10 protein-coding genes and 2 tRNA genes are annotated in these 14,195 nt (G+C 69.3%); 4 read left to right on the top strand and 8 right to left on the bottom strand.

From position 1 onward, the window contains the following. Positions 1-7: 7 nt before the first annotated feature. Positions 8-1,207, bottom strand: a complete 1,200-nt coding sequence (serA, locus tag G554_RS0105340; protein WP_281167946.1) for a phosphoglycerate dehydrogenase — start codon at positions 1,205-1,207, stop codon at positions 8-10. Between the two features lie 134 nt (positions 1,208-1,341). On the opposite strand from serA, the gene G554_RS0105335 reads away from it, so the two are divergent. Both G554_RS0105335 and G554_RS0105330 read left to right on the top strand, forming a co-directional pair. Continuing rightward, positions 1,342-1,418, top strand: a tRNA-Met gene (locus G554_RS0105335). 81 nt (positions 1,419-1,499) lie between these two features. Continuing rightward, positions 1,500-1,576, top strand: a tRNA-Met gene (locus tag G554_RS0105330). Between the two features lie 60 nt (positions 1,577-1,636). Here the strand turns inward: G554_RS0105330 and G554_RS0105325 are convergent. The 4 genes from G554_RS0105325 to G554_RS0105310 are packed head-to-tail and all read right to left on the bottom strand — an operon-like array spanning position 1,637 to position 8,746. Next, complete coding sequence (locus G554_RS0105325; RefSeq protein ID WP_027587092.1) at positions 1,637-4,045, bottom strand: beta-glucosidase; 2,409 nt, start codon at positions 4,043-4,045, stop codon at positions 1,637-1,639. A 41-nt stretch (positions 4,046-4,086) separates the two neighbouring features. Further along, positions 4,087-6,990: a UPF0182 family membrane protein gene (locus G554_RS0105320; protein ID WP_084648332.1), complete on the bottom strand. Its 2,904-nt coding sequence runs from the start codon at positions 6,988-6,990 to the stop codon at positions 4,087-4,089. Continuing rightward, the gene (locus G554_RS14885; protein WP_051232505.1) at positions 6,987-7,598 is read right to left on the bottom strand and encodes a PPA1309 family protein; all 612 of its coding nucleotides are present in this window, start codon (positions 7,596-7,598) and stop codon (positions 6,987-6,989) included. The genes G554_RS0105320 and G554_RS14885 overlap by 4 nt, the downstream gene beginning before the upstream one ends. Then, positions 7,592-8,746, bottom strand: coding sequence for a YlbL family protein (locus tag G554_RS0105310; protein ID WP_245569956.1), 1,155 nt, complete (start codon positions 8,744-8,746; stop codon positions 7,592-7,594). Before G554_RS0105310 ends, G554_RS14885 begins: the two co-directional genes overlap by 7 nt. Positions 8,747-8,909: 163 nt before the next feature. On the opposite strand from G554_RS0105310, the gene G554_RS14880 reads away from it, so the two are divergent. Then, on the top strand, positions 8,910-10,349 hold the full coding sequence (locus tag G554_RS14880; protein ID WP_036924748.1) for a zinc-dependent metalloprotease: 1,440 nt from the start codon (positions 8,910-8,912) through the stop codon (positions 10,347-10,349). 10 nt (positions 10,350-10,359) lie between these two features. Here G554_RS14880 and G554_RS14875 read toward each other — a convergent pair whose 3' ends face one another. Continuing rightward, complete coding sequence (locus tag G554_RS14875; protein WP_071162161.1) at positions 10,360-10,941, bottom strand: M48 metallopeptidase family protein; 582 nt, start codon at positions 10,939-10,941, stop codon at positions 10,360-10,362. A gap of 164 nt (positions 10,942-11,105) precedes the next feature. Next, positions 11,106-11,258 carry a hypothetical protein gene (locus tag G554_RS17565; protein ID WP_154654184.1) on the bottom strand — a complete coding sequence of 51 codons (153 nt, stop codon included), beginning with the start codon at positions 11,256-11,258 and terminating at the stop codon, positions 11,106-11,108. Here G554_RS17565 and G554_RS0105290 point away from each other — a divergent pair. After that, positions 11,257-12,039, top strand: a complete 783-nt coding sequence (locus G554_RS0105290) for a hypothetical protein (protein ID WP_027587089.1) — start codon at positions 11,257-11,259, stop codon at positions 12,037-12,039. The genes G554_RS17565 and G554_RS0105290 overlap by 2 nt on opposite strands. 20 nt (positions 12,040-12,059) lie before the next feature. Here G554_RS0105290 and G554_RS0105285 read toward each other — a convergent pair whose 3' ends face one another. Beyond that, positions 12,060-14,135 carry an ATP-dependent DNA helicase UvrD2 gene (locus tag G554_RS0105285; protein WP_027587088.1) on the bottom strand — a complete coding sequence of 692 codons (2,076 nt, stop codon included), beginning with the start codon at positions 14,133-14,135 and terminating at the stop codon, positions 12,060-12,062. Positions 14,136-14,195: the final 60 nt, after the last annotated feature.

The following is a 14,195-nucleotide window of genomic DNA, read 5'->3' as shown; positions in this document are numbered from 1 at the left end:
AGACGGCTCACAGCACCCGGGCGCGGATGGTCCCTTCCAGGTGGGCGACATCCGACAGCAGGCCACGATCGGTCTCGGCGATGTCGAGCACCGTGTACCCGTACTCCCCGCGGGTGGCCAGTGCCTGGTAGACGACATTGCCGCCGTGGTCTGCGACCAACCGGTTGAGGTGGGCCATCACACCGGGAATGTTGCGGTGCAGGTGCCCGATCCGGGTGCCCACTACCGGGGCCGGCGTGATGTCGGGCAGGTTGACGCTCATGCTGGTCGAGGCGTTCTCGGTGTAGTCGATGAGCTTGTTGGCCACGTAGCGACCGATATCGACCTGGGCCTCCTGGGTGGAGCCGCCGACATGGGGGGTGAGGATGACATTGTCGAGAGTGGTGAGCGGGGAGATGAAGGGTTCGTCGCCGGACCTGGGCTCGGAGGGGAAGACGTCGAGCGCGGCTCCGGCGATGTGGCCGGTACGCAGATTCTCCACCAGGGCGTCGATGTCGACGATCCTGCCGCGCGAGCAGTTGATCAGCAGCGAACGCGGCCGCATCATCTCGAACTCAGCGGGACCGAACAGCGCGATGTTGTCCTTGCGCCCGTCGACATGGATGCTGACCGTCTCCACGGTCTGCAGCAGCTCCTCCAGGGAGTCGCACTTCTGGGCATTGCCCAGCGGAAGCTTGTCGGCCTTGTCGTAGAACCAGACCCGCATGCCCATCGCCTCGGCCAGCACCGACAACTGGGAGCCGATATTGCCGTAACCGACGATGCCGAGCTTGCGGCCGCGGATCTCGTGGGATCCGACCGCCGACTTGCGCCACACCCCGTTGTGCATCTGGGTGTTGCGGTCCCCCAGTCGTCGGGCCAGTGCGATGATCTCACCGATCACCAGCTCCACCACCGAGCGGGTGTTGGAGTACGGGGCGTTGAAGGCTGCGACGCCGGCCTCCGCCAGCGCGGGCAGATCCATCTGGTTGGTGCCGATGCAGAACGCGCCGACCGCGGTGAGGGACTGACCGCGGGCCTCGATGACCTTCCTGGTGACTCCGGTGCGCGAGCGGATCCCCAGCAGGTCGACACCGTCGAGGGCCTCGATGAGTTCGTCCTCGCCCAGCGCCTTGCTGAGGCGCTCCACATCGTAACCCTGGGATCGTAGAGTCCTGACGGCCTCGTCATGGATGTTCTCGAGCAGGAGTGCCTTCATGGCGCCCAAGTCTAGGGAGCCCGCAGGGGTCGTCTCACACGATGGGAACCTCTGCCGCCGGTGGTATGCGCCGTCGCGCCGAGGGCCGCGTCCTCCGCAGATTTGCTTGTGAATGACCACTCAGGTAGTGTTTTCTCTTGCGACGCGGGGTGGAGCAGCTCGGTAGCTCGCTGGGCTCATAACCCAGAGGTCACAGGTTCAAATCCTGTCCCCGCTACCACAGGTTGGTCCCGGCTCCTCGAGGAGCCGGGACCTTCTTCTTGTCCTGGCCCGGGTCGCCGGGTATGGTCGACAAGGCCGACGCGGGGTGGAGCAGCTCGGTAGCTCGCTGGGCTCATAACCCAGAGGTCACAGGTTCAAATCCTGTCCCCGCTACCACAGGTTGGTCCCCGGCTCCTCATGGAGCCGGGACCTTCTTCCTGTCTGCAGCACAGTGGCCTAGTCCTGGGGTCCGCCCCACCGTGTGAGGATCGACCTGGCCCTCTCGAACAACCCCCTGCCGAGATCGCCGACGCCGCCCAGGGACCGTCGCAGAATGGCGTCCGGAGCGCCGTTGAGGACGTCGACCAGCAGCGGAACGGCCTCCACCGGAACCAGCCCTCCCGACATCGAGGGCAGGTTGCGCAGCGGCAGCTCGTCGACGGAGCGCTGCATCATCCGGCGCAGTCGCGGATCGGCCTGGGCGTCCACACAGCGATGGACCATCACAGCGTGCACCGCCGCTCCCACCGGGTGAGCCCTGGTCTGACCGAGCACCGAGGCCGCGGTGAACGGGCGGGCCGGCGGAACGCTCGGCACCGGCCGGCCGAGCCGCGCGGCGAAGGACTCGTCGGAGGCAGCCACCAAGGGCGTCCAGGCACGTTCGGGGGCATGGTCGACTCCGTCGGCCACCCGCAGCTCCATCACCTCGACGATCTCCTGGCAGGAGCGTGCCACCTCCACGCTGAATGCCCCGGAGGGAACACGCCAGTCGTGCTCCTCGGTGTCCCAGAAAGCCAGCTCGCGGGATGACACCTCGACCTCGACCCGGCGCGACTGCCCTGGTTCCAGCCTCACCTTGGCGAACCCGGCCAGCCAGCGACGCGGTCGCGATGTCACCCCGGTGCGGTCTGCCAGATAGACCTGGACGACGTCGGAACCGGCCCGTGTCCCGGTGTTGGCCACCGTGAGGGTGACCGAGAACCCCTCTCCGGCGCCGATATCGGTGGCATCCAGAGCCATCCGGGACCACTCGAAGCTGGTGTAGGACAGCCCGTGACCGAAGCAGAACGCCGGAGTGATCGCCTCGGTGGTGGTGTGCCGGTAACCGACCGCCGCGCCCTCCCGGTACTGCACCATCGAGCCGGTACCGGGGAAGTACGGATCGGAGGCCACCTCGCTCAGGTCATGCGGCCAGGTCTCGGCGAGGCGTCCCGCGGGCTCGGCGTCCCCCACCAGGATGTCGGCCAGCGCGGCCCCGCCGGCCTGGCCGCCCAGCCCGGCCAGCAGCACTGCCGCCGCCCTGTCGGCCCACGGCAGTGCCACCGGCGAGCCCGAGCAGACCACCACCACGGTGTGCGGGTTGGCAGCCAGCACGGCTCTGACCACCGCGTCGTGCTGGGCGGGCAGCTGGAGGGCGGTGCGGTCGTATCCCTCCGATTCCATCTCCTCCGGAAGGCCGACGATCACCACCGCGGCATCGGCCTCGGCCGCCCTCTCGGCGGCCTCGGCGACCAGCACGGCGTCGGTGCGGTGGTCCTCGGGATCGTAGCCGCGGGCGTACCGCACCTCGACCTCCTTGCCGGCCAGCGCCTCGAGCAGTCCACTGACCTGGGTCGGGTTGACCTGGGAGGAGCCGGATCCCTGGAATCGCGGGCGGACCGCGAAGGCACCGATGACGGCCACCCTGGAGCCGGCGGCCAGCGGCAGGACGCCGTCATTGGCGGCCAGCACGGTGCCCGCGGCGGCTGCCCGACGAGCCAGTGCGTCATGCTCGGCGACCGGCAGTTCGTGGACCGGCGGCGGGCTGATCCGATCGGCCAGTGCCGCCACCCGAGCGGCCGAGCTGGCCACTGCATCGGCCGACAGCCGCCCGCCGCGCACCGCAGCAGCCACCGATCGGTCGAAGGCGCCGTGGCTCGACGGCATCTCCAGGTCGACCCCGGCATCCAGCGAGGCGACCCGGTCCCAGATCGCGCACCAGTCGCTCATCACCAGACCGCGGTATCCCCACCGTCCGCGCAGCAGGGAGCCGATCAGGGCGGCATTGGTCGTGGCGGCGACGCCGTTGATCTGGTTGTACGAGACCATCACCGCCGCCGGATGGGACTTGGCGACGACCGTCTCGAAGGCGGCCAGGTAGATCTCGTGAAGAGTCCGCTCGTCGACCACCGCGTCGACGCACAGCCTCAGGGTCTCCTGGTTGTTGACGGCGAAGTGCTTGACGCAGGCGCCGACCCCCCGACCCTGGATTCCGTTGATCACCGCTGCCGCGAGTTCTCCTGAGACCAGCGGATCCTCAGACAGGTACTCGAAGTTCCGGCCGCCGAAAGGATGACGTTTGATGTTGATCCCCGGCCCGAGGATCACATCGACCCCCTGCACACCGGCCTCGGCCGCCAGCGCCCCGCCGACCTCGCCGAGCAGTTCACGGTCCCAGCTGGAACCCAGCACTGCGGCTCCGGGGAAGCAGGTGGCCGGCAGCGATCCGCCGTGGTCGTCGGGCACCCGCAGCCCACTGGGACCATCGGAGAGCCTCAGGGCCCGCAGGCCGATCCGGGGAACCGACTCGGTGTGCCAGTCGTCGGCGCCCGAGAGCAGCCGGATCTGGTCGGTCAGTGGGATCTCGTGCACATCACCGGGTGTCATGGACCCACCCTATGCGCGAGGGCCACCACCCGGCGGGAGACTCATCTCACCTGTTTCAGGGCCTGGGAGACCAGGTCCTGGGCCCTGTCGACCTGCTTCTGGTACTCCGCGAGGTCGCCATTCTGCAGTGCCTTGTCGGCGGCGGTGAAGGCACTCTGGGCCTGGCTCAGCAGTTCCCTGGCCTGCCTGGTGGTGGCGGCCGTCGAGCCCTGCGACTGGCCGGACCCGTTGGAGTCCTGGGTCTCGGCGGTCTGCGCACCGGCGTCTCCCCCGAAGACCTGGTCGAGGGACTCCTGGAGGGTGCTGCCGATACCGACATGGGTTCCGAACCGGACCGCCACGAATCTCAGCACCGGGTAGCCGCCCGAACCGGTCTGCCGCTGGGCGTAGATCGGCTGGACGTACAGCAGTCCCCCGCCGACCGGCAGGGTGAGCAGATTGCCGAGGCTGGCGCTCGCCGACCCCTTGTTCTGGTAGGGCAGCAGCTTGGCCGAGACGGTGGTGTCTGAGGTGATGGCGCTGGCGGTCTGGTTCGGCCCGTCGATCTGGGTCGAGCTGGACATCCGCAGTACCCGGATCCTGCCGTAGTCGGACTTGGTGGCGTCCGAGCCGACCGAGATGTACGCGGCAAGATTCTCCCGTTTGTAGGGCACCATCACCGTCGTGATGCGGAACACCGGGTTGGTCTCGTTGGGCCAGCGGATCGTGAGGTAGTAGGGCGGCTGGCTGCCCGCGCTGGCGCGGACCGGATCGGCGGGGGTCTGCCACAGGTCGTTGCGCTGGTACCAGGTGTCGGGATCGGTGGTGTGGTACCGGCCCAGGATCTGACGCTGGACCTTGAACATGTCCTGGGGGTACCGGACATGGGCCAGCAGCTCGGCCGACATCGCCGAGCGGGGCTTGACGGTGCCCGGGTAGACCTTCTGCCAGGTCTTCAGGATCGGGTCGGAGGAGTCCCAGGCATACAGCTGAACGGTGCCGTCATAAGCGTCGACAACCGCCTTGACCGAGTTCCGGATGTAGTTGATCTGCTGGTCGGGCTGGCTCTGCCGCTGCTGGGATGTGGAGTCGTTGCTCGCCTGGCGCAGGTCCACCCGGGTCGAGTTGGGGTAATTGCTGGAGGTGGTGTACCCGTCGACGATCCACACCAGCCTCCCGTCGACCAGGGTCGGCAGCGGGTCGCTGTCCACCTTCAGCCAGGGGGCGACCTCGGTGACCCGCTCCAGGGGGGTGCGGTCGTAAAGGATCTTCGACTGCGCACTGACCCGGTCCGAGAGCATCAGGTTGATGTCGGCGAACTTGGTGGCGTACATGGCGCGCACCAGGAAGTTGCCGATCGACACCCCGCCCTTGCCGCTGTAGGTGGTCTTGCTCTCCCCCCCGGAGTCGGCCTTGCCGCCACCGGGAGTGTCGAGCTCGACCGGCGCGGTTCCCGGAGCCGAACCCACCACGACATACTGCGAGGCACGTTCCCCGAAGTAGATGCGCGACTGGGTGGCGGTGAGCTTTCCCACCGTGGGAAGGTCGCGGGCCAGCCACTCCGGCTCCCCGGACGCCTGCCGCCGGTTGCCGTAGGCGGCGACCAGCCCGTAGCCGTGGGTGTACACGGTGTGCACATTGTTCCAGCTCTTGTCGGTCAGACCGCTGAGGTCGATCTCGCGGGCCGCCACCACGGCATCGGTCATCGAGCCGTCGATCCGGTAGCGGTCGACGTCGAGGGTGCTGGGGAAGGAGTAGAAACCACGCACCTGCTGGAGCTGTTCGAAGGTGGGCCCGATGACCGCCGGATCCATCAGTCGGATGGATGGCACGGCCTCGGCATCGGACTTCAGCTGGCCGGCGCTGGCGGTGGTGCTCGCCGCGTAGTCGGAGACGGTGGTGCCGGCGATGCCGAAGGCCGATCGGGTGGCCGCGATGTTGTTGGCGATGTAGGGACGCTCCTTGTCAGGAGCGTCCGGGGTCACCGAGAAGCGCTGCATGAAGGCCGGATAGATGCCCTGGACGATCACCGTGGCGATGAGCATCAGCACGATCCCGACACTCGGCACCCCCCAGTGACGAAGCCTCGCGTTGGCCAGGAACAGCAGCGCGACCAGGAAGGAGATGACCGCCACGATGATCTTGGCGGTGGTCCGGTAGTGGTCGGCGGTGTAACCGATTCCGGTGAACAGCGGGCTCTGGGCCACTGACAGCCCGTAGCGGCCCAACAGGCTCGACAACCCCACCAGCACCAGACCGATGGCCACCAGCACCGACAGATGAGCCCTGGCCCCGGCGGTGAGCAGTCGAGACCGTTGCCGACGGGCTCGCGCCGTCCCGCCGGGGGTGAGCACGGCGGGAACGGTGACGGTCACCGCACCCACCGCGAGGTGAACCGCCAGGGCGCTCAGCAGGCTGAGCACCACCACCGAGATCAGCAGATTCGTCAGGAAGTGCAGCCACGGATAGCTGAACAGGTAGAACGAGGTGTCAAGTCCGAAGTAGGGGTCCTTGGTGCCGGTCGGCGTGCGGTTCCACCAGGCGAGCATGGTGGCGGCCTGGGCGGCGCAGGAACTACCGCCCAGCAGCCCCACGAAGAACGCTGGAGTCAGGATCACGGCACGCCGGTGGGAGACCATGAAACCCTGGTAGCTCACCGAGCCGACCTTCCGGTCGGCCCTGGCGCCGCCGGCCAGCCGCAGCGCGATCATCATGTTGACGGCGACTCCGCCACCGACCAGCAGCATTCCTGCCAGGAAGAGCGCCACCCCGGCCAGCAGCCGGATCAGGTAGACGCGGCGATATCCGATGGCGGTGAACCACAGCAGATCGGTGGTGATGGTCGAGGCGATCGACCAGACGATGACCAGGCCGATCACCACCACGATCGCGATGAGCACACCGCGCCGGGGTCTGGAGGGCAGTCTGGGTGGTACCCGGCGGGGGAAGGGTCTGGACGCGCTCACTGTGGTCCGCCTTCCGTCGTGTCCGTGCCGGGGCGATCGCCGGTCGGTCCCTCATCGTTCAAGGTGGCCAGCAGCGCGGCCTCCAGGGAGGGTGCCAGGTCTGAGCCGCCGAGCAGGTCGTCGGGATGATCCAGCACCCTCGCCACCCCGTAGTGCACACCGTTGCGCATCGCCCCACAGACCAGTCGCAGATCCTGCCGACGTGGGTGGGCGGCCACATAGGCGGCAGCCTGCTCGGGGTCCTCGGGGATCCCCGCCTCCTCCTGGGCCGGCAGGAAGGTGCGTTCCACACTGATCGCCGCGCCGTGCACGGTGGCCGGCCAGGCGATCGAGGCCAGCGCCTGCTCCAGGTGGTCCCCGGCGACGAATCCCTCCTGCTCGATGCTGGACAGCGAGTCGGGTGATCCCGCCGCCAGCTGGCCGGCCAGCGAGGGCTCGGCGGCCACCAGCTCACAGGTCGGCACCAGGGCGAACAGCCGAGCCGGCTGGCCCCAGGCCTCGGTACCCAGGAACCGGTCGATCTCGGTGAGGGCGGCGACCAGCACGCTGTCGTCGGGGGTGGAGCCGGCGGGTGTCCCCTCCGGGCAGCGGGGAGTCGTGTCTAGCAATGCGGGATCTCCTTGGCGTCGGTGCCCTGGCGAAGCTTCTGCAGAGCCGAGATGGCGTCCTTGAGAGTGGACACCTTGACCAGTGTCATCCGGGTCGACACCCCCGACAGGTCCTGGCAGTTGGCGGCCGGGACCAGGAAGATCCTCGCCCCGTCGCGCTGGGCCCCGGCGACCTTCTGGTGGATGCCGCCGATGGCCCCGACGGTGCCGTCGGGGGAGATCTCCCCGGTGCCGGCGACATTGAGGTCCCCGAGCAGATCGGTGCTGGCGATGGTCTCGTAGACCCCCAGTGACAGCACCAGTCCGGCACTGGGCCCGGTGATGCTGGGGGGCACCCCGAAGGTCACTGTCGGGGAGTACCGGTAGCCGGTGGCCAGGCTGACGCCGACCATCGGGATCTTCGGGTCGGTGCGGGACGCCGAGGTGACCACCTGGACGTTCTTGGTGGCGCCGTTGCGCAGCACCACCATCGCCACGGCATCCCCGGCACGGTGCTTGCGGATCGCCCGCTGGACATCGGCCACCGATTGCACATCGGTACCGTCCACCGACTGCACCAGATCGCCCGGCACCAAGGTGTTGTAAGCCGGGCCGCCGACCGTCACCGCCTCGATCATCGGCATCTCCGTGACGGGCTGGCCGGCTGCCCGAAGTGCTGCCACCACCGCATCGCGCTGGGAGGTGTCCATGGACTGGACCTCGGCAGCGCGCACCTCGTCGGGGGACTGCCCGGAGGGATAGATCGCCTCGCGCTGGAGGACATCGCGGTTCGGCAGCCAGTAGGAGGCCAGTGCCTCGAACAGACTCAACCGACCGTCCACAGTGGTCACCGAGACAGTGGTCATCCGCAGGTCGGCGCGGCTGCTGCGGGTGGTCAGCCCGGAGACCTGGATGATCGGCCTGCCCTGGTCGGTCTGCGCGAGCACGTCGACAGTACGCCCGGGAGCCCAGCTGACGAAGGGCACCGGCACGAATGCCATCGCGATCACCAGCAGCAGCACCACCAGCGCGCTGATCAGGGCGGTCATCCGGTAGCCGCCCGAATCGGGCTCGGGCATCGAGTGCTGGGAGCCGAGGCTCCGTGGCCACTGCCGCTCCGAGGGCCGACGGGTACTGCCGGCAGCGGCTGCGCGATCGGGAGCGGACATGGCCGACATGCTACCCGCGGGGATCACCGGCCGGATCGGCCCGGCATCGGACGGTTCGATCAGCGGCAGGCGGAGAGGTTCGGCCCCGGGGACCACTATGGGTCCTGTCACCTGCTCTCTAGACTGGGTGAACCCCAGAGGAATCAGACTTCAGGAGATGGGCATGAACGACGGTCCGCACGACTCGACCCCCAATGCGGGTCAGCCCGATCCCGATGACATGGCCGAGCAGTTCCGCCGGATGATGCAGCAGTTGGGGATCGGGATGCAGGGCGATCCCAGCACCTTCATGGCCCAGCTCGCCCAGATGCTGCAGGGGCTGTCGGGACCCGGCACCGCTGCCCCGGTGGGATTCCAGGCACCGGGCCAGCAACCCGGCGCCGCGAACTCGGTGGACTGGAACCGGATCAAGGACCTGGCCCGCCACGTGGCGGCCACCAAGGGCCCCGACCCCACCCCGGGACGCGGCGACCGGGCTCCGCTGCTGGACGCCTCCCGGCTGGTGGAGAGCTGGCTGGACCAGGCATGCGAGTTCGCCCAGGTCTCCGCCCAGCCCGAGGCATGGAGCCGGGCCGACTGGATCGAGAACACCTTCGGAGCCTGGCAGAAGGTGGTCGAACCGGTGTTGACGTCGCTGACCGAGGCGATGACCGGTCTACTGGCCCCCGACTCCCCGGAGACCCCGGATGCCACCGATCCGATGATGGCATTGGGCGCCATGATGGGCCCGGTGCTCAAGCAGATGGCCTCGATGCTCTACGGTTCCCAACTGGCGGAGGGTCTGGCCGGGCTGGCGGTGACCACCGTGAGCGGCACCGAGGTCGGCCTTCAGGTGCTGCCGAGGGCCCAGGTGGTGCTGCTTCCCTCCAACATCGCAGCGGCCTGGAATGATCTGGATCTGGATCCTCGCGACATCGAGATCTACCTGGTGCTGCGCGAGGCGGCCCGCCAGCGGTTGTTCAACGCGGTGGGCTGGCTGGGACCCCAGCTGCTGGCCCTGGTCGAGCACTACGCCCGCGGCATCAGGATCGACTCCTCGGCGATCGAGGACGCCGTCGACGTGGAGGACCTGGCCCAGTTGACCCCCGACAAGATCCAGGAACTGTCCCAGCGCCTCCAGGGTCGGCTCTTCGAGCCGACCCGCACCCCCGAGCAGGAGGGCGTGCTCTCGCGCCTGGAGACCCTGCTGGCCCTCATCGAGGGCTGGGTCGACGAGGTGACCAGCCAGGTGGCGGGTCTGTGGATGCCCCAGCACGCCCAGCTCGAGGAGGCGGTGCGGCGCCGCCGGGCGACCTCCGGGCCCGCCGAGGCCTTCTTCTCATCCCTTCTCGGGTTGGAGCTGAGCCCGCGGCGGGTCCGCGACGCCGCCAACCTGTGGGCGGCACTGCGCGATGCCCGCGGGACCGTCGGGCGTGACGCCGTGTGGCACCATCCCGACATGATGCCGACGACCACCGATCTCGACGACCCATTGGGCTACGTCTCCGGGGAGTCGACCCATCCTGACGATGAGGTGACCGCGAACCTGGACGCCGAACTGGAGGAGTTGCTGCGCTCCGAGGGTGGCGGGGACCCGGAGGGCGGAGCCCAGCCGCAGGGCTGATTCCGGCCGGTCAGCTGCGGGCCGGGTCGCCGAGGGCCAGATCGTCGTTGAGAGCGGGGTGCTCAGAAATCGGCCGGTGGGTCGCCCACGACCACCCCGCCAGGAAACCCTCCGCCTCCTCGGCCCTGGGATGAGCCATCGCCAGGGCCCTGAACTGGGGGCTGTGGTCGGGGTGGACCAAGTGGCACAGCTCATGGATGAGCACGTGATCGACGACCCAGGAGGGGAAACCGGCCATCCGATCGGACAGTCGGATCTCGCCAGTGTCCGGGGTGCAGGAGGCCCACCGGTGATCCTGGTTGGAGACCCAGCGCACCCGTCGAGGACTGAGCCGCGAGCCGATCACTGGTTCGATGTAGCGGGCCGCCAGCAGTCCCGCGCGTGCGGTCAGCTCGACGGGATCCGCCGCCACTCGGCTGCGGGCCTCCTTCCTGAGCACCTTGTCGACCAGGGCATCGACCTGGTGCTGCTCGGTGCCGGGATCCATCCCGGCCGGCACCATCACCAGGATCGCGTCCCCCTCACGCCTGGCGGAGATGGTGCGTCGGCGGCGTTGGCTGCGTCGGATGACAACCCTGGGCTGCTCGGTCATGACTCCATCATGACCGTTGGGACCGACACTTCTCTGCTCCCGCGGCGCTGCTCCCGGCACGGCGCGGCCCGCGTTGACCGGACGGCGGTTCAGCTCTAGTGTGTGGGCAGACCCCCGGTGGCGAGATGTGTGCAGGGGAAGGCACACACCACGACGCCGGGGGTTCACTCCACCCGGACGCCGGGCAGCTGCTCTGCGGCGGTGTTGTCACAGGTGTTGTCCGGACCCTGCGATGTGTTGTCGGTGTGGTCCAGGGTGTATCCCATCGCCGGCCGGCTCTGGCGGGCCGCCACCCGGCCCCGGCAGGATCCGGCCATGACGGTCAACCAGTTCACTGCGCGCCGGCTCGTCCTGGCCTGCGAGATCGCCGAGGTGCCACATGGGCTGCGCCTGTTGTGCCCCGACGGCCGTTCCTTCCTGCTACGTGGGATTCCCCGCGAGGCCCTGGTCCGCGGGGCGCTGCCCGAGCAGGTGCTCCAGGTGATGTCGCAGCTGGGTGTGCTGAGACCCGCCCGGACCGCCAGTGTCGTGGTGGTGGGTGCGGGTCCGCTGGCCGCCGACGTCAGCCAGGCCATCCGTGCGGTGCCGGGAGCTCTGGTGGTGGAGCTGGGCGACGGCCCGGGGCGGTCCCGTCCCGGCGGCCACTGGTCCCTTCTCGCCGAGTCCGGTTCACGCCTGCGCCCCGACCTGGTGGTGGTCTGTCCCAGGGATCCGCTGGGACTGCGCGAGCCGGTGCACCTGTGCCAGGACCGTGCCATCCCGGTGATACTGGCATGGGCCGGCCCCTGCGGCGCCTGGCTGGGGCCGGTGAGCCTGGCCGGAAGGCCGGGCTGTCAGGACTGCCTGGACATCGCGATGGCTCGACGCGACCCGCTGTGGCCTCACACCGCGGTCGCCCTCACCGGCTCGGCTCCCGGCTGGGCGCCGCGACGATGGCTGGCGGAGAGCCTGCGCCGGCTGGTCGATCAGGGAGCCGGCTGCCAGGGTTGGCAGTCGCCCAGCTGGGGCTCCTGGACGGTCCGCGAGGCCGGCTTCACACAGTTGGATGCCGAGCCCGGCTGCCGGCGGTGCCGAGATCGCCGGGACCGGGCGGCGTGACGCGGCGATGCCGGCGCGGCTCAGCTGCGCAACTGGTCGAGGACCTCGAGCAGTTCATCGCAGTAACGCTCCATCTTGGCCGGCCCGATACCGCTGATCCGGCTGAGCTGCTGGGGCCCGGCAGGCAGCTGCTCGGCGATCGCCAGCAGGGTGGCGTCGGTGAACACCACGAATGCCGGGACCTTGTCGCGGCGGGCCCGGTCCAGCCGCCAGGAGCGCAGCCTGTCGACCACCTGCGGGTCGACGTCGACCTCGCAGGCCATGTGATGACCCAGCTTGCGGTCGGCGGCGGCTGTCAGCGGTCCTCCGCAGACCCGGCAGTTGGCCACCTTGACGGTGCGGTGTCTGGCGGCCGCAGGGCGTTCGGCCGGCTGTTGCGGGGTGCCCGGCAGTCCCCTGAGGTAGCGGGAGATCCCGTGGCGGCCCTTGGCGGTGCTGTTGCGGGCATAGCTGATGTACAGATGTCGTCCGGCGCGGGTCACCGCGACATGCAGCAGACGCCGCTCCTCGGCGAGCTCCTCGGTCCGGGTGGCCATCATGAAGGGCACCATCGCGTCGGAGACCCCGATCAGGGCCACGCCACGCCACTCCAGCCCCTTCGCGGCGTGCATCGTCGAGATCGTCACCCCGTCGACCGCCGGGGCCTGCTGCAACTGGGCTGCCTGGCGCAGGGCCGCGTCGACGTCGGCCAGCCGTGCCTGCGACTGCTCCGACATCAGCCTCTCGGCCAGATCGTGCAGTGCCTGGAGGGACTCCCAGCGCTGCCTGACGCTGCCCTGGCCCTCGGGGGCCTGCTCCGACCATCCCAGCGATCTCAGCAGTTCCTCGGTGTCCACCAGCCCGAGCCCCGGCTCCCCCGGGCTCTGCTGTACCCTGCTCGCCACCAGACGAAGCCCTCGGCGCACCTCCGGACGGTCATAGAACCGTTCGGCCCCCTTGACCAGGTAGGGAATCCCCAGCCCACTCAGGGCGCTCTCGATCGCCGGGGCCTGGGAGTTGACCCGGTGCAGCACGGCCAGTTCCGACCAGCCCACCCCCTGTCCGTGGAGGTCGTTCAGCCATCGGGCCACCCCGGCCGCCTCGGCGGTCTCATCGGCGAAGACCTCGAACTGCGGCTCGGGGCCGTCGGAGGCCTGGGAGACCAGCCGGACTCCCCCGGCAGTCTGCGCGCCGGCCGGGCTGCCGAGGACGGCATTCGCCAGGTCGACGATCTGCGGGGTCGATCGGTAGTTGCGCACCAGCTCGAGCCGGATCGCACCGGGATGCTCCGCGACGAAGCCGGTGAGATAGCTGGCTCGGGCTCCTGCGAAGGCGTGGATGGACTGGTGCGGGTCCCCGACCACGCAGACGTCGTCGCGGCCACCGAACCACAGCTCCAGCAGGGTGTGCTGGATCGGGGAGACGTCCTGGTACTCGTCGACGACGAAGTGGCGGTACTGGTCGTGAATCGCGGCGGCGATCTCCGGGCGGTCGTCGAGCAGGCCGACAGCACACAGCAGGATGTCGTCCAGATCGATGACCCCGGCCTCCCTCTTCACTGCCTCATAGCCCGACAGCACCCGCCCCACGGTGGTCGCCGAGACCCCTCCGACCACTCTGCCGGCGGCCCTGGCGAGAGCCGGGTACTGGTCGGCGCTGATATTGCTCACCTTGGCCCAGGACAGCTCCGCGGACAGATCGCGGATCAACGCGGTGTCGACGCTGAGCCCGGTTCTGCGGGAGGCATCGGCCACCATCTTGAAACGGGCCTCGGAGACCTGCGGCAGTTCGCAGCCGTAGGCCCTCGGCCAGAAGTACCGGATCTGGCGCAGCGCGGCCGAGTGGATGGTCCGGGCCTGGACCCCGGCCACCCCCAGGCCTGCCAGCCGGGATCGCATCGTGCCGGCCGCCCGGGTGGTGAAGGTGACCGCAAGGGTGCGGCGTGGATCGGCCCGTCCGGTCGCGGCGGCGTAGGCGATCCGGTGGGTGATGGCACGGGTCTTGCCGGTACCCGCCCCGGCAACCACGCAGACCGGGGCGCCGAAGGTGGTGGCCACCTGACGCTGCTCAGGGTCCAGGGCCGTGAGGATCTGTTCGGGCGGGGCATCACATGTCACGGGTGAACCCTAGGCGCTGGGACCGACAGTCCTGCTGCGAGGCCGTCGCGGCCATCCCGG

This window comes from Acidipropionibacterium thoenii DSM 20276 (assembly GCF_000423445.1).
GTDB classification, from domain to species: Bacteria; Actinomycetota; Actinomycetes; order Propionibacteriales; family Propionibacteriaceae; genus Acidipropionibacterium; species Acidipropionibacterium thoenii.
Note: the sequence above shows the minus strand (reverse complement) of the source record. Positions and strands in the feature narration are given on the sequence as shown.

Excerpts from the sequence above, each read along its gene's own strand:
- G554_RS0105325 (WP_027587092.1), bottom strand. The coding sequence starts at position 4,045 with ATGACACCCGGTGATGTGCACGAGATCCCACTGACCGACCAGATCCGG.
- G554_RS14875 (WP_071162161.1), bottom strand. The coding sequence starts at position 10,941 with ATGACCGAGCAGCCCAGGGTTGTCATCCGACGCAGCCAACGCCGCCGA.
- G554_RS17565 (WP_154654184.1), bottom strand. The coding sequence starts at position 11,258 with ATGGCCGGATCCTGCCGGGGCCGGGTGGCGGCCCGCCAGAGCCGGCCG.
- G554_RS0105290 (WP_027587089.1), top strand. The coding sequence starts at position 11,257 with ATGACGGTCAACCAGTTCACTGCGCGCCGGCTCGTCCTGGCCTGCGAG.
- G554_RS0105310 (WP_245569956.1), bottom strand. The coding sequence starts at position 8,746 with ATGTCCGCTCCCGATCGCGCAGCCGCTGCCGGCAGTACCCGTCGGCCC.
- G554_RS14880 (WP_036924748.1), top strand. The coding sequence starts at position 8,910 with ATGAACGACGGTCCGCACGACTCGACCCCCAATGCGGGTCAGCCCGAT.